The following is an 18,338-nucleotide window of genomic DNA, read 5'->3' on the forward strand; positions in this document are numbered from 1 at the left end:
TAGCCCAGCATCAGATCGTCGTGGTGCGGCTCGGTGTGCAAGAAACGCGTCTTCGCAAGAGTCTTGGTCCCCCGCTCGATCTTACTCGCCAAACGGTCATGCACCATCTGGCCCAACGCTTCGGCCTTCTCCGGCCGACGCGCCAATAGCGCGGTACCAAAAGCGTCGGCTGCGAAATCCACCTCCGTCAAGTCGACGACCTTCTTGCCCAAATCGCTGGCCAGGTCCACGACGATCTTCTCCACCGCCTCGTCGTCAACCTCGTCGCGTTGCTCAAAAAGCACCAATTGGCGCACCTTAAGCGATTTCGCCGCGCCTTGCGTGATATAAAAGCGCGCCATCGGCAAACGGTGCAACGATGAGGCCGGATAACTCACGCCAGCCTCTTCTTCGATCGCCGCCGCGACAATCCCGGCCTTAGCCTCACCGGCAGCGACAATTAGCGCGCAGCAGTCTTTGTTATGGACTATCGTGCCCAGCCCGATGGTGATCACTAGCCTTTTACGCGCCACCTCGATACCACCGAGATCACTTGCAGCCGCCGCCTGTGTCTCGTAGTTAAGGCCCGTTAGCCGAGTCGTTGAAAAATGGTCCGAGCCGCGCACATTAAATCCGACATGCCCGTCGGGACCAATGCCGCCCAGGAAAAAACCGATGCCGCCTAAGGCGCGAACCTGCATTTCAAACTCTTGGCACCACTGATCGACGCGGTGCAGTACATCTTGCTGGACCTGCTCAAGACCCGGGCGGACTGCCCGGTGACGCAGCGAAAGATCCACTTCGCCGCCCGGCCAGACCTCGCTTAAAGTCTCACCTGGCTTAAGGCCTATCTCGGCGCAATTGATCAGTAGCGCCTTGGCTGGGTCGAGGCCAAAACCGTCAATATAGAAGCGGTTCACATAGGAGTAGAAGCTATTGTCCTGGCCGGGTTCAATGGGGTAGAATTCGTCGATTTGCACAAAGTGCAGGCTGTGCAGATCCGGTTTGCGGTTCGGGTCAATCCCCGCTTCTTCGAGTTCGCGGATGATCTTCGCCTCGCCCCAATGCGCCATCAAATGCTCGACCCAGCGGATAAAGTGCTCGGGGGTCTTGCCCGTCGGCAACGAGATCACTCCGCCGGGGTGGTCCTGGGCCCATTCGATAAAGCGCATCGCCGCCAATTTGCCCAACGCCGGAAAATTCTCGACCACGATGGTGTTGATCTTCTCGGTCGGAGGATAGATCTCGGCAAAAGGCGAAGCCTCGACGGCCTTGCGCTCGACTACGGTCAATTCCCCTAGACCTGCCATATGCTTCAACTCCTCTCGCTGGAGGCCTGGATGACCCCTCGGGTCTCGCGCGCAATCACCAATTCCCCTGCGATACTAGCGCCGGATCGCAATTGATGGCGGTAAAATGCTCAAGCTGCAAACGCTCCGCAGCCCGCTGCGATACGCATTTGTGCGAGGTGCCGTGGAATCCGTAGCGGCAAATGGTCTCTTTTCTTTCAGCTTATGCGGCAACGCCTATAAATAGGCCCGATCGGGTATAGTCTGCTGGAAGGTGGTATCAAAAACCATGACCTGCGGTAGATCAGAAAAATACGTTCGTCCGGCGCGAATGCTCGCCAGATGCGCCACGTTGTGTAAAAGCGCTGACGCGGCACACGCCTCGATGCCTTGTTCGACTTCAGTCGTCAACAGCGCGGCCTCGAAGAATCGCTCGTGGAAGTGCGCGAAGGAGGTCTCCGTGGCCCGCTCGCTCGAGGATCTCTTGAGCGATCAATCGATGGCCTTCTTCGTCATCGACAGTAGGAACTTCAGCCACGCTGTCTTTACCTCAGTTGGTGCCTCGCACGACCAACCCCCCTGGGGAGGGCTCACCGCAGGGTACTATCGTTTATACGAGAAGGATGCTGTGGGATATGTGGTCGCATCGGCCACTGCGCCGTCCAATGAGTAAGGTGGTCTGCCCAGACGAAGGTGTTGTGAGGAGGTGTCGACGATGAAACGGATGGTGTCTATGACGGCTTCGGTGCTCGTCTTCGCTCTAGGCGGCTGTGATGTCACGGACGTGGGTGAGGCCGACTTCTCGGGCAGCGGCGTGGTGACTTTCGTGGCCGTAGAGGGCGGCTGCTGGACGATCGACGCCGGGGCAGAGCGGTACGAGCCGATCAACTTGGCCGCAGCGTTTCGAGTTGACGGATTGGTCGTCACGTTTGAGGCGGACGATCGCCCGGACCTCGCGAGTATCTGTCAGGTCGGGCGTCTCGTTGAGATCAGGTCGATCGACGTTCCGGGGAACTGAGCCTCCCTATTGGCGCTCGCGGATGGCCGCGATGCCGAGTGGTTGGTTCGCTGAAGCCATGGAGAATAATACCGGGGACAGCCTCGACTGTTCTGCCATTGGTGAGGTCCAAACCACGGGTTCCCGCAACTCCGCATGGGCACTAGCTTTTCCGCTCCTCGGGACGTGGCGCAGCTCGGTAGCGCACCTGAATGGGGTTCAGGGGGTCGCCGGTTCGAATCCGGCCGTCCCGACTGAGGAGCCCGGAGTCGCATAAGCGGCTCCGGGTTTTTGTATCTGAGCCCGGATGGGTGCACGCCGAGCGGATTGTGGGAGAACGATCAGGCGTTGGTGCGGTACTATCAGGTCGACCCGGCTGGCTTCGACATTGACGCCTACTTCGCGTTGATCACTCCATAGCAGGGCAGCGCGCGGGCTTCCTGGGCCCTCCTAGTACAACCGAACCACATCCAGCTGATTTCGCAGCGGCTCCCCCGCACGCCATCTCCCCAGGTTCTCGCAGAATAAGTCCACTATCCTTCGATTCTCCCGGTCGCTCGTACTCCCCGAGTGAGGACTGACGAGAACGTTCGGCATCGACCACAGTGGATGCTCCAGAGGCAGCGGCTCCTCCGCGAAGACGTCCAGATAGGCCGCGCCGAGATGTCCGCTCTCTAGTGCTGCGATGAGCGCGGGTTCGTCGATCAGTGAGCCCCGTCCGACATTCACTAGCGCTGCATCCCGAGGAATTACCGCGAGCTGCTCCGCGCCGATCATCTTTTCGGTCTCGGCTGTGTGCGGCGCGGCTAGCACCAGAAAGTCCGCCCGCGGAAGGAACTCCATGAGATCGTCGGGGCCGCACAGCTCATCCGCATGGACGGACGCCGGGTCAATTCCTTCTGGTCGGCGACGCACCCCCAGCACGGTGACTCCGAACGCACCAGCGAGGCGTCCGGTCTCCTGGCCGATTGAGCCATACCCAACGATGACCACCGTGCGGCCCTCGAGGTCCGATCCCGCGAAGCGTTCCCACCTTTTCACACTCTGGGCATGTACGGTAGGTAGGAGGCCACGCATGTGGCCGAGCATGCTCATGAGGGCGAACTCGGCGAGCGGACGTGCGTGTACGCCGCTCGCGGTCGTGAAGACTGTCTCGGGCATCCGTCGCGGGTACTGCATGCGATCCACGAACTGGCCGATGCCCGAGCTGGTGGCCTGAAGCCATCGGACGTGGGGGGCGAGTTCGGGCAGGGCCTCCTTATTCGTTCGATCGAAGTCGAAGAGGATGGTGGCTCGACCGAGTAGCGCTCTCCACCGCTGTTCGTCGGCCTCGGATCGTTCGCCGGCTTCTCCGGTGTGGTCCGCAGCGTACCGGGGCGGGCGCAGCAGCGAAGGCTCATGGACCACCTCAGCCCAGGGCGCCGCTTCTCTGACTCGCTCGACCAGGTATGCTTCGAGCCAGCTCGCGATCACGATGACTTCTTCGGGCACTGAATTACTCCTGGGGCCACTACTGAGGTGGGGGCGAGCGTGAAATCTAGCTGGGGGTGACGACTAGGATACGAGCCGAGGCGGCACGAGTCCCGTGACCTTCCAGCTCTTGTTGCTGTCGTTGTAAACTGCGCATAATCTGATTTCTCCCTCATCGGTTGGATTCCATGACGCATCTCTGTCAGCGCATCACCGTATCCGCTGTGGCGATACTCCTCGTCGCTCCCGCGCCATCGGCAGCGCAATGGCCCTCGGATGACGCTGAGCCGAGAGAGTTCAGCCTCGCCATCAACGCGAAGATCCTCTGCTCGGGCGTCTTCGTGCAGGGCCGGGACGCGGGTGTGCACGCATACGCGGACCTCGAGCGCTTCGCTCACTTCGGCTGGGGAGACGACTTCGTCTACGACGTCGATGAAGATCGTCAGCGAGTCACGATGAGCGCGACTGGAGTGCCCGACCGAGTCGCGCAATACAACGGTGACCAAGGGTGCAGCGTCCTCCCCCGTGGTGCAGACGACGTCTACTTTGAGCCCTCTGATGTCGGTGCGGAATGGCCACGCCGAAGCTGGGAGCTGTGGCCTATGGGCGAGCGACTACCGGACACGGCACTCCCCGCGGAGGTCGATGGCGATGCTGTGAATGCGGCGCTCGACTTCGCCATCGCGAACCACGAGCATGGGCAGAATACCCGGGCGGTCGTGGCCCTCTACAAGGGACGGGTCATCGGGGAGCGGTATGCGACCGGGGTCGCCCGGGACATGCCGCACCTGTCGTGGTCCGAGGGCAAGAGCATCACTGCCGCCCTTATCGGGGTCCTCATTCAGCAGGGCGCCCTGACACTCGACCAGCCTGCGCCTGTCGCGGAATGGCATGAGTCATCGGACGACCCGAGGGCTGCGATCACGATCCGCAACCTGCTGAATATGAGCAGTGGACTCGATTTCAATAACTGGGGTCTGGGAGAGGACCGGTCGCTGTCGACGCAGAACCATCATTTTCGGATCTACTTCGACGGTATCAACGTCTTCGAGCATGCGGTCAGCTTCCCAATGGAGGCTGAAGCTGGTGAGCGTTGGGAGTATCTGAACTCGGACCCACTTACACTCGGCAGGATCGTGCGTGAGACCGTCGAAGCGCGCGGACAGGATTATCACGCGTTTCCGTGGACGGATCTGTTCGACAAGATCGGGATCAAGAACGCCGTCCTGGAAACGGACGCTTGGGGCAATTTCATTCTGCCCGGATTCGACTACATGTCGGCCCGGGACTGGGCTCGGTTCGGTCAGCTTCACTTGCAGGACGGCAGGTGGGAGGACGAACAGATTTTGCCCTCGGGGTGGAGTGACTTCGTGAGCACACCGGCTCCGGCCAGTACCAATCGAGGGTACGGCGGGTTGTTCTGGCTGAACGCAGGCGGCGCGATGGATCGTTTGCCGGCTGACGCCTACTGGCCGTCAGGCTTCATGGGTCAGATGACGATGATCGTTCCGTCGAGAGACGTGGTCGTAGTGCGATTGGGACCTAGTCCAGGCGGCTCAGGCGGCTACATGAACGAAGTGGTTGGGGACATCCTCGACGCGATTGGAGAACCGCCGGAAGGTAGGTAGTCTGCACTTCACGCCTCACCCCAGCCGAATCGGCATCGTTCGGACACGCTCCCCTGTGAGGGCGTAAATCGCGTTCGTGACCGCGGGGGCAATCGGTGGAGTGCCTGGCTCGCCGACTCCACCCGGAGCATCACCACTCGGCGCGAGGACCACTTCAATTGTGGGTGCTTCGTTCATGCGGAGCATCTGATAATCGTGGAAATTGCTCTGCACCGCCCGCCCGCCCTCGATGTTGATCTCTCCATACAGAGCAGCCGTGAGTCCGTAGATGATGCCGCTCTCCATTTGTGCCTGGACGATTCGTGGGTTTACCACCGTCCCACAATCGATAGCACACCACACGCGGTGGACCCGGGGGCGTCCGTTCTCCACCGACACCTCGGCGACCTCGGCCACGTACGAACCGAACGACTCGACCACAGCGATTCCGCGGGCGCGGCCCTCGGGTGCAGGGGAGCCCCAGTCAGCGGCCTCTGCTACGGCGTCAAGAACGGCTATGTGGCGGGGGTGGGCGCCGAGAAGTGAGCGCCGGTAGGCGTAGGGGTCCTGGTCGGCCGAGTGAGCGAGCTCGTCGATGAATGACTCCACGACGAAGCCAGTGTGCGTATGCCCTACTGATCGCCAGAAGCCGACCGGTATCGGGAGGTCGACCTTGGCGTACGTCATGTGGGCGTTCGGGACCGCGTAGGGGTGGTCCGACGCTCCTTCTGTCGATGTCGGATCCCTCTTCCCGGCGAAGTTCGCGACCGTGCCTGGCACCCATCCCGGCATCAGGCGTTCCAGTATGGACTGCATCGCCATCCGGTGATCCCATGCCTCGGGCATCCCGTCGGCATCGAGCGACGCGACTAACTCGTGGTAGGAGGCCGGTCGGTAGAAATCATGTTGCATGTCGTCTTCGCGAGACCAGATCACCTTGACCGGTCCTTCCACCATGCCCGCGATTTCGGCCGCTTCTTGCACGAAATCGCTTTCTGCTCGGCGCCCGAACCCTCCGCCGAGGAAGGTCGTGTGGACGTCTGTATTATCGGCGCTTACACCAGCCGCCTTCGCGGCCACCTGCCGAGCGCCTCCTCCGATGATCGCCGGACCGTTCGGAAACTGCGTGGGCGCCCAGATGGTGCAGCGCCCTTCGTGCACCCAAGCCGTGCAGTTCATCGGCTCCATCGTGGCATGCGCGAGGTAGGGCAGGCGATAAACTGCCTGGTGTGTGGAAGTCGCCGAGGCCAGAGTCGCCGCGGTATCCCCCTCGTCACGTACCGTCCGTCCACTCACCCGGGCTTCCGTCCCTAAGTGCGCGAAGATTTCGGCGTCATTGAGAGTGGCTGCCTGCCCCTCATTCCAGTCGACGAGAAGTGCGTCCCGTCCGGCCTTCGCCGCGATGTATCCATTGGCCACGACGGCGACCCCCGACTCGATCTGAACCACCTCACCGACGCCGGGAACGGCGAGCGCTGCCGTCGCATCGAATGAACGGACCGTTCCACCGAACACGGGGCAACGAGCGACCATCGCAATCCGTGTCTCTGGGGGTCCGGCGTCGATCCCGAAAATCGCTCGTCCGGTACTCTTGGCCTCGACATCGAGCCGTGCCACGGGTCGACCGATGATACTGAACTCCGAGGGGTCTTTGAGCAGAACGTCTTGCGGGACATCCAGAAGTGAGGCTTCTACCGCGAGGTCGGCGTAGGCGATCGTCGTTCCGTCGCCGGACACCGCCAACCCCTGGCGCGTCGTGACCTCGTCGGGCGAGACGGCCCACCGATTGGCGGCGGCGGCACTAAGCATCTGCCGGGCGGTGGCACCCGCTTCACGAAGTGGGCGCCACGACTCGACGACACTGGTGCTGCCACCGGTGACCATCGTCCCGTAAGCATCATGGGCCGGCGCGAAGGCGAAGGAGACCTGGCCCCATTCGACGTCGAGTTCCTCTGCGACGAGCTGCGACAGAGCGGTTGTCACACCCTGACCCATTTCCGCTCGAGGAATCATGACCGTGATCGTTCCGTCCGCGTCGATGCGGAGAAAGGCGTTGGGCGCCCAAGTCGCGTCGGTCTCGGGGAGGCCGGGGTCAGAGGTGGCCTTCCAGGCGATACCGAGAGTGAGCCCTCCACCGGCGACCACACCGATCTTCACGAAAGAGCGACGGGAGAGTCCTTTCATCGGTCATCACTCCCGCCCACGGGGGTCGAATCGGTGGCGTCACGCTGAGCCTGGATCTCCGCGGCCCGATGGATCGCCCGCCGGATAGCACCGTATGCGCCACAACGACAGATGTTTCCTGACATTGCTGTGTCGATGTCGGTGTCGGTAGGGGCTCCTTCCGAGAGAAGCGCCGCTGCCGACATGATTTGTCCGGACTGGCAATAACCGCACTGAGGAACCTGCTCCTCGATCCAGGCTTCCTGGAGAGCATGGGGACCGTCCGCCGTAAGTCCTTCGATCGTAGTGATTTCGGTCCCTTCCGCACGATCCACGGTGAATTGACATGACCGGGTCGGTTGGCCGTCGACGAGGACTGTACAGGCGCCGCACAGCCCCACGCCGCATCCAAATTTGGTTCCACTGAGGCCGAGTGATTCGCGCAGCGCCCAGAGGAGGGGATGGCTGCCGGGAACGCTGATCTCTCGTCGCTCACCGTTCACAGTGAAGGTCGCCATGGACGTGCCTGCCTCGCTCGTGGGTCGGGGTAATAAACTACGAACGGTCAACGGTGTGTGCAGGTCGAACCTCGACAGCTGCGACGTTCGTCGCCCACCTGCCCGGGGCGAACTCTTCCGCGTTCGCCGTAGATGAGCGGAGTAGACGGTGGTCGCCCTATCTTCGCCTCGTGGCCGCCCACCAAAACTCTCCTGCCCGCGACCCCTTGGACCCACTCCATGATGCACCCAACTCCCTTGCGCCCCGAATCCTCAGCCGTATTCAACCCCGAGAAGATGGGGAAGAGTACGATTTTTTCTTCGGCCCGCTTGTTGGTCGGGATCAACGCTTTCGAGCCGGGACAGGAGCACCGGCTCCATGCCCATGAGGGCATGGACAAGGTCTATCACGTGCTTGAGGGATCCGGGCTCTTCCTTCTGGACGGGCGTGAGGCCGATATGGAAGCGGGAATCATGCTCGTGGCGCCTGAGGGTGTGCCCCATGGGATCCGTAACACGTCGAACGCTCGACTTGTCGTCCTTGTGGTGCTGGCTCCTGCGCCCGGATAGTCGAGACTCTCCGTTGTAGTTCGCTTGGTCATCCTCCTCATACCGGGTCTCATGATTTCATTCGCCAGAATCCAGCCGTAGCGTCACGCGTTAACGGAGTACGGAGGCAGACTCCATCCGGTCATGCAGAGAGCAACTGATCGGGTGGTAGTGCGTGGGGCCGGGGGTCATTGTCAGCCCCCCGGCTCGCCCCCGCGTGGAGCCGCCGGTGCCGCTGGCGTGCACATCACCAAGAAGTTGTAGAGGTGCTCACCCCGCTGCAGGAAGACGGCATCGCTGACCGTCATCTCCGCGTCCGTATTGAGCGCTATGGCCGAGTCGTAAAAATTGAAAAGACAATCCGCGCCGTGCTGACGATATCGAAGCGACGCCTCGTTGGGGGCGTCGCGGGGATCTGGTGTCCGTTCCCAGCCTGACTCGGGCAGGATCTCATAGAACTGGCGTGCCACCACCGCTGAGGACTCTGTCGTCGCACCTGCTGCAGTCACCCGGCATCCCGATACCATCGCCTGAGTCCGCCAATCGTCGATTGTGTCGGGTTCGGTGATTACCGTCATGCCGATGACGTCACGCAGATGGCGTTCGGCGTCGAGGCACAGATCGAGCTGGGCTGACACGGCGGCAGGTATCGTCATGGCGACACAAAATCCAGCCATGCCAACCACAGCCCGACCAAGGAGCGCCCTCTTCGTTTGACTAGCGATGTGGATTTCTCTCCGGCGTGGGTCTATCAGATCTCTACAATAACCGTCAAGCGGACGTACGGGTCCGCTGATTGGAACCCCGACAGCCGCGCGCGCATGTTGCCGGGCGCAATCACTTGGTCGGATTTGTTCGAGACGGGGCTAAAGGTATGTCGGCATATGCGGACACCACCTACGAAGAACTTCTGGGGCTGCAGCACTACATCTCGCCACGGGCTGAGGCTGGCCTTGTAGCCTAGGGTGTGGGATAATTTGATGCGGGAGCTACGGAGAGACCCTGAACTCGACCATACCTGAGACGGACGCACGAGGAATCATGAAGAATCTGCGATACAACTCCGGGGCCTGCGCCCTGCTGATGCTTTTCGGCACCGCATGTGGTGCACCTTCAGCTGAAAGCGCCTCAGACGCCGTCGCGTCCTCGGCGGCCGCAGCGGCAACTTCCATGGCCGGCGATCAGCGAGCCGCCATCGAGGTCGCTGCGGCAGCGCTTTCAGTCGCGACCGACATGGAAGTGAGGAGTGCCCGCAGCCCCATTCCGGGCGTGATTACTGCCGGCCAACCCACGCAGGAACAGCTCGAAGCTCTGAATGAGGCAGGCGTGACTCACTTCATCTCACTTCGTCCGACGGCAGAGGGTGGGGCCGGCTGGGAGGAGGCACACGCCGCGGACGGGTCGTACGACTTCGATCGGCTTCCCATATCAGGGGCTGCGTCTCTCACCCGAGAGAACGTCGACATCTTCGCTACAATGCTGGAGAAGACCGGAGGAGCGCCGACTGTTCTCTACTGCGCGAGCAGCAATCGCGTGGGGGCGATGTTGGCGTTGAAGGCCCACTGGATCGACGGCGTGGACGCGGCCGAGGCGTTCGAAATCGGACTCGCTGCCGGCATGACGCGATTGGAAGCGCCGGTCCGTGAGCTTCTCGGGTTGGAGTCTTAGGTGAGTTCTACCACCCGGTCTCGCGCCTGCTCGCGCGCGCTCCTCGGGGCTGCGCTGATGGCTGTAGCCGTGCCCACGATGGTGCTCGCGCAGGAGACGTATGATGTGGTCCTGAGCGGCGGCCGAGTGATGGACCCGGAGACGGGCCTGGATGCGATCCGGTACGTGGGCATCCGAGGTGAGATGATCGTGGCGATCTCCGAAGAGCCGCTCCAGGGCGAAACGATGATCGATGCGACCGGACTCGTCGTTGCTCCGGGCTTCATTGACCTGCACGCGCACGGTCAGAGTAATCGCGCAAACGAGTTCCAGGCGCGCGACGGCGTGACGACGGCGCTGGAGTTGGAGTCGGGCGTGCCCAGTGTCGCTGGCTATCTGGGAAGTCGAGCCGGCGATGCCGTGCTTAATTTCGGTGCCACGATCTCACATGGAGCGTTGCGAACTGCAGTGATGCCTGAATACCGCGATGAGGTTCGCATGGCTTTGGCAGGGCTCAGTCTGGATCGGACCGAAGATGAACTCGAAGTGCTCGGGCGCGCCATCTCATTGGGCAACTATGACGCCCTCGATAAGGAGCACTATCCAGAACTGCACGAACAGATCACGCAGGGCATGGCCGAAGGAGCCCTCGGTATCGGCATGCCGCATCAATATTATCCGGGCGCGACCCGCGATGAGATTTTTCGTCTTTTTGCTCATGCCGGTCCTGAAAAGTTCCCGATCTACACTCACGTCCGATCGATGGGAATTGACGCGATTCAGGAGGTCGTTGCGAATGCCGTAGCAACCGGCACGCCGCTGCATATCGTGCACCTGAATAGCTCTAGCCTTTGGGACATACAGACGAATCTCGACCTCATTCAGGGAGCTCAGGAAGCGGGTGTCGACGTGACGACGGAGGCGTATCCGTACACCGCCGCTTCGACGTCGCTCGAGTCGGCGATTTTCGACGAGGGGTGGCGGGAGCGCTTCCAGATTACCTACTCCGACCTGCAGTGGCAGGCGACCGGTGAGCGTCTGACCGAAGAGACATTCAACCAGTATCGAGCCGAGGGCGGCACCGTGATCATTCATATGATGCAACCGGAATGGATTGAGGCGGCGATGCGGGCCCCGCACGTCATGGTGGCGTCGGACGGGATGCCCTACGACCCCGGAGCACATCCCCGTAGCGCGGGCACCTTCTCTCGCTTCCTCGGTCGGTATGTCCGTGATGACGGCGTCCTTTCTCTCATGGACGGCCTGCGTAAGATCACGTTGATGCCTGCTCAGCGCCTCGAAACCGTCTCGCCGCAGATGAGGCGGAAGGGCCGGATCCAGATCGGGAGCGATGCGGACGTCACGATTTTCGATCCTGCCAGGATCATCGACACCGCCACGTTCGAAGATGACTTGTCATATTCACTCGGTGTCGAGCACGTGCTCGTCAATGGCGAGTTCGTGGTGCGGGACGGAGAGAATGTTGAGGGAGCGCGCCCGGGTCGCCCGGTGGTGGGAAGAAAAGTTGTCTTCTAGGAAGACTCAGCACCGAGTAAGCACGGCAACGAGCGCCCGCCGCAGACGGACGCCCGAGCTGTCGAACCGACAGACCCGGTAACGAGGAGAGGATGATCACTCGCCGGCGAGCCGTGATCTCGCTGAGCGACGCACTCACATCTAGCCCGTCGAGCGCATCCCCTGACTTCCCAGGAAGTCAGGGGAGCGTGACCAGTTGGTGCACCTCTGCAGGGAAGGGCACCTGAGCCACGGCTGAGTCGAGAGTGGTGAGCTAGGTCACGAGTCCCGGTGCGACGATCGTCGCGAGGAAGAGCTTCGCCGGCGTCAGCGCTGGCCCGCTGGCTCCAACCTCAGGATCGCCGTCGGGGGACCGTCGACAAACCGATCGCCACCGTCGAAGGCGAGATAAATGAAGCCGTCCGGTCCCTGCTGGACGTCTCTGATTCTCCCCATGTCCTGAATCAGTACTTCCTCCCGAGCGATCTCCTGGCCGTCGAGTCTCAGGCGGACGAGGCGTTGGCCACTCAACCCTCCGATGAGCATGTCGCCGCGCCACTCGGGGAATGCATCGCCCGTGTAGAAGAGCATACCGGCGACGCCGATCGATGGAACCCAGATGTGCGCTGGCGGCGCCATCCCGTCCTGATGCGTGCCGTGGTGGATGGCCTCGCCCGTTCGGTAGTTCACGCCGTAGCCGACGACAGGCCAGCCGTAGTTCGCACCGGGACTGAGGAGGTTCACCTCGTCACCGCCTTGAGGCCCGTGCTCGGTGAGCCACACGTCACCCGTCTGCGGGTGGACCGCGAGGCCTTGGGCGTTTCTGTGCCCGTACGTCCAGATTTCGGGCAACATTTCTGCGCGGCCGACGAACGGATTGTCCTCCGGAATTCGCCCATCGTCATGAAGGCGGACCGTGGTGCCGTTGTGGTTCGAGAGATCCTGCGCTGGGTGTGCCGCTAGGTCACCGGTGGCGGGCCACTGCCGGTCGCCCAGTGTGACGTACATGTAGCCGTCACCGTCGAACGCGATCTTCCCCCCCCACATGGAGCTTCGCTCACTCCCGTTGCCGTCGGCTTTGGCATGAAAGAGTTCCTCGACGTCCGACATACGATCGTTCTCAAAGCGCCCACGAGCGACCGTCAGCGCGCCGAGTGAGTCGGCGCCGGGCTTCACATAACTCAGGTAGAGAAGCCGGTTCGCCGCAAAGTCCGGATGCAGCGCGACGTCGCGCAGGCCAGCCTGCTCGAGTCCGTTCATGGACATGGCCCCCCGCCCGAGAGCTAGGATGTCCGGGAGCCCTTCTACGGAGTCGGGCAGGAGGAGTCCGTCCCGCACGATGCGAAGCCGGCCGGGTCGCTCGGTCACGAGAAGGTCACCCTCAGGGGTGAACACCATGGAGAAGGGGTTCACGAGTCCGTTCGCCACCTCGACGATCTGAAAGTCGTGGTACGCGGTCTGTACGACGTCGCCGCTGTCCTGGCCGAGAGCGAAAGAGGAAGCTATGGCCGCACCGATCGCGAGAACGGCTACGGCGAGTGGTGTGCTACGGGGGAGGGTGCGGCTCATCGAGGACCTGTGTGCGACGGAAGGGCAGGGGTTTTCGTACGAAATGAATACAGATGCATTTCCTCGACCGAAAGGATCGACCCTACTGACACTTGCCCCGAGGGCGGGTGGGTGAAACCCTCAGCGTTCCAGTATCCAGCATGAGAGGTGATATGCGCTCCAGCATGATGACATTCGTTCCAACTCAGTCCGTTCGGACTGCGCTTTGTCTTCTCACCCTCACGGTGGTTGGTTGTACGAGTGCACCGGAGAACCCCGATGCCGTGGTTTTCAGCGGCGGACGGCTCATCACCGGCGACGGCGCGGTAATCGAGGATGCAGTCGTAGTCGTCGATGGCGATCGGATCATCGCTGCGGGTTCGCGGAGTGACACCGAGGCCCCTGCTGGCGCGACAATGGTCGACATGTCGGGCAAGACGATCATGCCTACACTCGTGAACGCGCACTTTCACCTCTCATCCGACCGTCAGGAGCGAGTCGATCAACTCCAGCACATGGCGTACTACGGCTCCGGCTCCGCGCTCAGCCTTGGCCTCGACGTCGGTGACCTCGGCCTGACGATGCGCAGCGAGGCGATCCCAGACGGTGCTCGTTCGCAGTCGGCGGGACGTGGAATCACGTCTCCCGAGCCTGGGCGATCTGAAGTGCCATACTGGGTGACGACGGAGGACGAGGCACGAGCCGCGGTACGCGAGCTGGCCGCGCAGAATGTCGATTTCGTGAAGATCTGGGTTGACTCACGCGGTGGTCAGTACGATCGCCTTTCGCCGGAGCTCTACGGCGCCGTCATCGACGAGGCCCATGCAAACGGTCAGCGTGTGACGGCTCACGTATTCACGCTCGAGGATGGTAAGGGGCTCCTGCGGGCGGGCATCGACGCATTCGCCCACGGAATCCGTGACATGGATGTCGATGATGAGCTTGTAGCTCTTTGGCTCGAACGGCCTGAGGTGGTTCTTGTGCCCAATCTGCCAGGGCCGGGTGTCGCGACTGACCTCTCCTGGCTCAGTGGGACGATTCCCGCTGAGACTCTGGAGGAGATGCAGGCCGGTCAGGTCGATCGACCCGCCGCTCAGGAATCCTTCGGGATCCAGGCCCGGAATCTGGCTCGGCTGAGCGCAGAGGGAGTGACGATCGCTTTCGGTACGGATGGCGGCTCCCCGTGGGCTGCGCACCAGGAACTCGAAGACATGGTGCGGACGGGCATGTCTCCGGCCGACGTCATCGTGGCCGCCACCTCGGCCTCCGCGGCAGTCATGAAGATGCCCGATGTGGGTACGATCGCTCCGGGAATGGTCGCTGATCTGTTGATCCTCGACGCGAACCCGATCGACGATATCACGAACACGCGCCGCATCTCGGCGGTGTATTTGCGGGGACAGGCGATCGACCGGGACGCACTGGGAGCGCGGCTCCGGGGCGGCGAATGAACGCTTAGCCTCAGGCCATCACGGCCTGCGACCTCCCCGGCAACGAGGCGGATGAGCGCATCTCACGGCGCCGATGTGATCGGGCTTGCGATCGCCCCGCCCATGGTCCTCGTCGAGGTGCCGGTGCAGCTGAGGTAGTTGTGTTTGTCCGAGGGAAAGAGGACGTCGCCCTCTCCCCCTACCGTGCGAAATTCCAGTTCTCTCGCACAGACTCGGTCCGTGACAGCATGACCCGCCGAATGGCCTCGACGACGTCCAGGTTGGATGCCGCGACGTCCCTGGCTTCAGCCGGATCTGCTTCCAGGTCGTACAGCTCGATCGGTGCGTCAGGATCATCGTGCCCACCTAGACGGACACCCTTCCAGCGCCCCATCCGGACAGCCTGTGCGCCATTCCACAGGCCGTGATACTCCCAGTACAGCGCGTCGTGCGCATTCTGGTTCGCCCCCCCGGTGAGCTCGGCCAGGAAGGAGATGCCATCGATGTCGATGGGTGCCGAGACTCCGGCGAGGTCGGCGAAGGTCGGCATCATGTCCCAGAACGCCGATATGTGATCGCTCACGGACCCCGGTTCGATCTGGCCCGGCCAACGTGCAATGAACGGTACGCGTATTCCGCCTTCGTACACTGAGCCCTTGAGTCCGCGAAGCCCCGCGCTGCTATCGAAATACTCTGCGTCGACTCCGCCCGTATAGGTCGTCCCGTTGTCGCTGGTGAAGATCACTACCGTGTTTTCCGCGAGACCGAGCTCGTCGAGCCGTGCTAGGATCCGCCCGATGTGTGCGTCCATTCGGGTGATCATACCGGCGTAGGTAGAGAACGGCCGGTAGTGCGGCAGATAGCTGCGGTCTCCCAGGTACGGCTCCTCATCGAAGGCACCTTCGTACTCGACGAGCGATGAATCAGGGACCTGCAGCGCGAGGTGAGGGACGGTGAAGGGCAAGTAGAGGAAGAACGGCTCGTCCTGGTGTTCGTCGAGGAACACCAGCGCATCGTCGGCCATGACGTCGAGTGAGTACTCGTTACCCTGATATTGCCGGTACTGCTCAGGGTCGGTGGGATCGTCGCCATCGAACCGTTGGTGAGGACTGAAGTAGTCGTTGTCCAGCGGCACCCGTTCGCCGTTCCTCCACAGGTGTGTCGGGTAGAAATTGTGAGCAAGCTGCTGGTCGAGGTATCCGAAGAAGTAGTCAAACCCCTGATAGTGCGGCTGCCCGAGCGTCTCGCGGCCACCGAGACCCCACTTCCCGATCGCACCCGTCACGTAGCCAGCGTCCTGGAGCATCGTGCCGATGGTGTAGGTGCCGGAGTCGAGGGGCATCTGACCAAGCTCGTCGGGATCCGGATATCCACCGACCTCGTGGTTGTCGCGCACCTGAGAACGCAGCGTGCTGAGGCCTGTCAGGAGTGTCCCACGTGACGGGGCACAGACCGGACTGCCTGCGTAGTGGTTTGTGAGTCGCATTCCATCTGCGGCCAGCGCATCGAGGTTCGGCGTCCGAATTCGAGTCTGTCCGTAGGAGCCCAATTCGCCGTAGCCCAGATCATCGGCCAGCATGTAAACGATATTGGGCGGCCGAGCTGCCGGGTCCTCACCGCATCCGGCGAGAGCTCCACAGCCGGCGAGAGCGACGACCAACGATGTGGCTTGGGTCAGGCAACGCCTTAGGCTGCTCATTCAGTGTCTCCGAGAATGATGTCCAGGAAGGTCGATCCATACTTCTTGAGTTTCGCCGGGCCTACACCGGGAACGTCGAGCATCTCGCCGTCGTTGCTCGGTCTCTGGACCGCCATCTCCACGAGTACCTTGTCACTGAAGACGATGTAGGCGGGCACCTTCAGCCGGTCTGCCAGTTCCTTCCGCAGACCTCGCAGCTTCTGGAAGAGGGCGTCGTCTTCGGGAGTGAGCGAGTCTCCGGTAGTGCTGACGTGCCGCGATCGCCGTTTCGTGCCCTGGACGGCGCCGATCGCGCCCATCGCCTCGGCAGCGATCTGATCCGGCCCGATGCCCGTGCAGACATCACACGACGCGTCGCATGGCCCCATGACTTCATCGAAGTGCGCCAGGATCATCTGATGACGGCAGCGATGTGCCTCGACAAGTTGAAAGAGGTCTACCGTCTTCTGCCGTTTCTGCTGGTAGACCTCGGGCTCGTCGATGTCACTCAAGAAGCGCTCGTGAAGCTTTACGTCTGCCCACGAATAGAAGAGGAAGCAGTCACTCTGTAGGCCGTCACGGCCCGCGCGTCCCATCTCTTGATACCAGGACTCGATGTCCTTCGGCATGTCCCGATGGATGACGAAACGGACATTCGACTTGTCGATGCCCATTCCGAAGGCGACGGTCGCTACGATGACCTCGATCTCGTCGCGCTGGAATGCTTCCTGGTTTCGAGCTCGGTCCTGGTCCGGGAGGCCGGCGTGGTAGGGCAGGGCGTTCACTCCGTTCGCCTTCAGGAACGCACACGTCTGCTCCACTCCTTTCCGGCTCAGGCAGTACACGATTCCTGATTCGCCTTCTCGCCGCTTGATCAGTGAGAGGATCTCTTTCTTGGTATCCCCGGTCCCCTTCTTGCGGCAGCCGATCTCGAGGTTGGCACGGAAAAAAGAACCCTTGTAGCCGGCCGGCTTTCGCATGCCGAGCTGTCGCAGGATGTCCCGAGCTACCGGCCGCGTCGCGGTCGCTGTGAGTGCGAGCACTGGGACGTCGAGTCCTTCCTTCAGGCCGCGGAGACGACGGTATGAGGGACGAAAGTCATGCCCCCACTGGCTGATGCAGTGCGCTTCGTCGACGACCATCAATGAGATAGGGCACGTTGAGACAAAGTCACCCAGGCGGCCGTCGAAAGCCTCCGGGGCGAGATACACGAGCTCGTATTCACCGCGCCGAAGCGCGTCCAGCCGGGCATTTCGCTCGTCCCAGTCGAGGGTCGAATTGATCTCGACGGCTGCGAAGCCGAGCTCCTGCAGAGCATCGACTTGGTCTTTCATCAAGCTGATCAGCGGGGAAAGAACCAGGACCGTGCCTTCTAGAATGCGGGCCGGGAGTTGGTATGTGAGCGACTTGCCCGCGCCTGTGGGCATTACGGCGATGCAGTCCCTTCCCGCCAGCACTGCTTCAATGACTTCGTGCTGCCCGGGGCGAAATTCGTCGAACCCGAAGACATCACGCAGGACATCGAGTGCGCTGACTTGGGATATCTGCATCAGAACGCCACCACGATTCCGAACGTGAAGTCATGGCGCCGGATGTGTGAGCCGGCGGAGAGATTTCTCACGGTTTGGAAAGTGTCATCGAGGTTTTCAAACGAATTCACGTCGCCGTAAAATGACAGGTTAACCCTGGCGGCATTCTGTTGAACGAGCCTCGGTAGACCGATCGGCAGATGATTGATGGACTCGTCCCGCGGAATTTCTTGGGAGTGAACTCTGCTGGGAGCCGCGATGGAGGCGGCCAGAGAGAGACGAGCGATGATCTCATGTTGTTCTGGGATGGCAGACAGCGATACGGCCGAGACCGTAAAAATTGTTCCAGCGAGCCACGAACATACAAGGTCTCCGGCGGCTCCGCGCATTGCAGCAACGATGTGCGAGGCGCACATTCGCGCTCCCCGGGATGGAGCAAT

At 61.8% G+C, this 18,338-nt stretch carries 16 protein-coding genes and 1 tRNA gene; 8 read left to right on the top strand and 9 right to left on the bottom strand.

The genetic code is table 11. The annotated features are described in order from the left end of the window. A partial coding sequence (locus tag OSA81_00895) for a hypothetical protein (protein ID MDE0897549.1) occupies positions 1-1,298 on the bottom strand: 1,298 nt, incomplete at its 3' end. A 430-nt stretch (positions 1,299-1,728) separates the two neighbouring features. Between OSA81_00895 and OSA81_00900 the strand changes: the two genes are divergently transcribed. The 3 genes from OSA81_00900 to OSA81_00910 all read left to right on the top strand — a co-directional run bounded on the left by OSA81_00900 (position 1,729) and on the right by OSA81_00910 (position 2,519). Further along, positions 1,729-1,941: a hypothetical protein gene (locus OSA81_00900; protein MDE0897550.1), complete on the top strand. Its 213-nt coding sequence runs from the start codon at positions 1,729-1,731 to the stop codon at positions 1,939-1,941. Positions 1,942-1,983: 42 nt separating this feature from the next. Beyond that, positions 1,984-2,286, top strand: a complete 303-nt coding sequence (locus tag OSA81_00905) for a hypothetical protein (GenBank protein MDE0897551.1) — start codon at positions 1,984-1,986, stop codon at positions 2,284-2,286. A gap of 159 nt (positions 2,287-2,445) precedes the next feature. Then, positions 2,446-2,519, top strand: a tRNA-Pro gene (locus OSA81_00910). Between the two features lie 196 nt (positions 2,520-2,715). Here the strand turns inward: OSA81_00910 and OSA81_00915 are convergent. Then, positions 2,716-3,756, bottom strand: coding sequence for a D-2-hydroxyacid dehydrogenase (locus OSA81_00915; protein MDE0897552.1), 1,041 nt, complete (start codon positions 3,754-3,756; stop codon positions 2,716-2,718). Positions 3,757-3,923: 167 nt separating this feature from the next. Here OSA81_00915 and OSA81_00920 point away from each other — a divergent pair, with 167 nt between their 5' ends. Further along, complete coding sequence (locus OSA81_00920) at positions 3,924-5,363, top strand: serine hydrolase (GenBank protein MDE0897553.1); 1,440 nt, start codon at positions 3,924-3,926, stop codon at positions 5,361-5,363. Between the two features lie 15 nt (positions 5,364-5,378). On the opposite strand, the gene OSA81_00925 is transcribed toward OSA81_00920, so the two are convergent. Together OSA81_00925 and OSA81_00930 are read right to left on the bottom strand one after the other, a co-directional pair. Next, on the bottom strand, positions 5,379-7,526 hold the full coding sequence (locus OSA81_00925; GenBank protein ID MDE0897554.1) for a xanthine dehydrogenase family protein molybdopterin-binding subunit: 2,148 nt from the start codon (positions 7,524-7,526) through the stop codon (positions 5,379-5,381). Next, on the bottom strand, positions 7,523-8,023 hold the full coding sequence (locus OSA81_00930; protein ID MDE0897555.1) for a (2Fe-2S)-binding protein: 501 nt from the start codon (positions 8,021-8,023) through the stop codon (positions 7,523-7,525). The genes OSA81_00925 and OSA81_00930 overlap by 4 nt, the downstream gene beginning before the upstream one ends. Positions 8,024-8,242: 219 nt before the next feature. Between OSA81_00930 and OSA81_00935 the strand changes: the two genes are divergently transcribed. Next, on the top strand, positions 8,243-8,572 hold the full coding sequence (locus OSA81_00935; GenBank protein MDE0897556.1) for a cupin domain-containing protein: 330 nt from the start codon (positions 8,243-8,245) through the stop codon (positions 8,570-8,572). Between the two features lie 173 nt (positions 8,573-8,745). On the opposite strand, the gene OSA81_00940 is transcribed toward OSA81_00935, so the two are convergent. After that, positions 8,746-9,207, bottom strand: a complete 462-nt coding sequence (locus OSA81_00940; GenBank protein ID MDE0897557.1) for a hypothetical protein — start codon at positions 9,205-9,207, stop codon at positions 8,746-8,748. 385 nt (positions 9,208-9,592) lie between these two features. On the opposite strand from OSA81_00940, the gene OSA81_00945 reads away from it, so the two are divergent. Next, positions 9,593-10,219, top strand: coding sequence for a hypothetical protein (locus OSA81_00945; protein MDE0897558.1), 627 nt, complete (start codon positions 9,593-9,595; stop codon positions 10,217-10,219). Continuing rightward, entirely contained in the window at positions 10,220-11,734 is a 1,515-nt protein-coding gene (locus OSA81_00950) for an amidohydrolase family protein (GenBank protein ID MDE0897559.1), read from the top strand. A 306-nt stretch (positions 11,735-12,040) separates the two neighbouring features. On the opposite strand, the gene OSA81_00955 is transcribed toward OSA81_00950, so the two are convergent. Next, positions 12,041-13,282 carry a PQQ-dependent sugar dehydrogenase gene (locus OSA81_00955; protein ID MDE0897560.1) on the bottom strand — a complete coding sequence of 414 codons (1,242 nt, stop codon included), beginning with the start codon at positions 13,280-13,282 and terminating at the stop codon, positions 12,041-12,043. 152 nt (positions 13,283-13,434) lie between these two features. Between OSA81_00955 and OSA81_00960 the strand changes: the two genes are divergently transcribed. Beyond that, the gene (locus OSA81_00960) at positions 13,435-14,712 is read left to right on the top strand and encodes an amidohydrolase family protein (GenBank protein MDE0897561.1); all 1,278 of its coding nucleotides are present in this window, start codon (positions 13,435-13,437) and stop codon (positions 14,710-14,712) included. 178 nt (positions 14,713-14,890) lie between these two features. On the opposite strand, the gene OSA81_00965 is transcribed toward OSA81_00960, so the two are convergent. The 3 genes from OSA81_00965 to OSA81_00975 are packed head-to-tail and all read right to left on the bottom strand — an operon-like array spanning position 14,891 to position 18,314. After that, complete coding sequence (locus tag OSA81_00965; protein MDE0897562.1) at positions 14,891-16,390, bottom strand: arylsulfatase; 1,500 nt, start codon at positions 16,388-16,390, stop codon at positions 14,891-14,893. Beyond that, entirely contained in the window at positions 16,387-17,919 is a 1,533-nt protein-coding gene (locus tag OSA81_00970) for an ATP-dependent DNA helicase (GenBank protein MDE0897563.1), read from the bottom strand. The genes OSA81_00965 and OSA81_00970 overlap by 4 nt, the downstream gene beginning before the upstream one ends. Next, complete coding sequence (locus tag OSA81_00975; GenBank protein ID MDE0897564.1) at positions 17,919-18,314, bottom strand: hypothetical protein; 396 nt, start codon at positions 18,312-18,314, stop codon at positions 17,919-17,921. Before OSA81_00975 ends, OSA81_00970 begins: the two co-directional genes overlap by 1 nt. Positions 18,315-18,338: the final 24 nt, after the last annotated feature.

The sequence above is a fragment of the Longimicrobiales bacterium genome (assembly GCA_028823235.1).
In the GTDB taxonomy this organism is placed as follows: Bacteria; Gemmatimonadota; Gemmatimonadetes; order Longimicrobiales; family Gaopeijiaceae; genus UBA2589.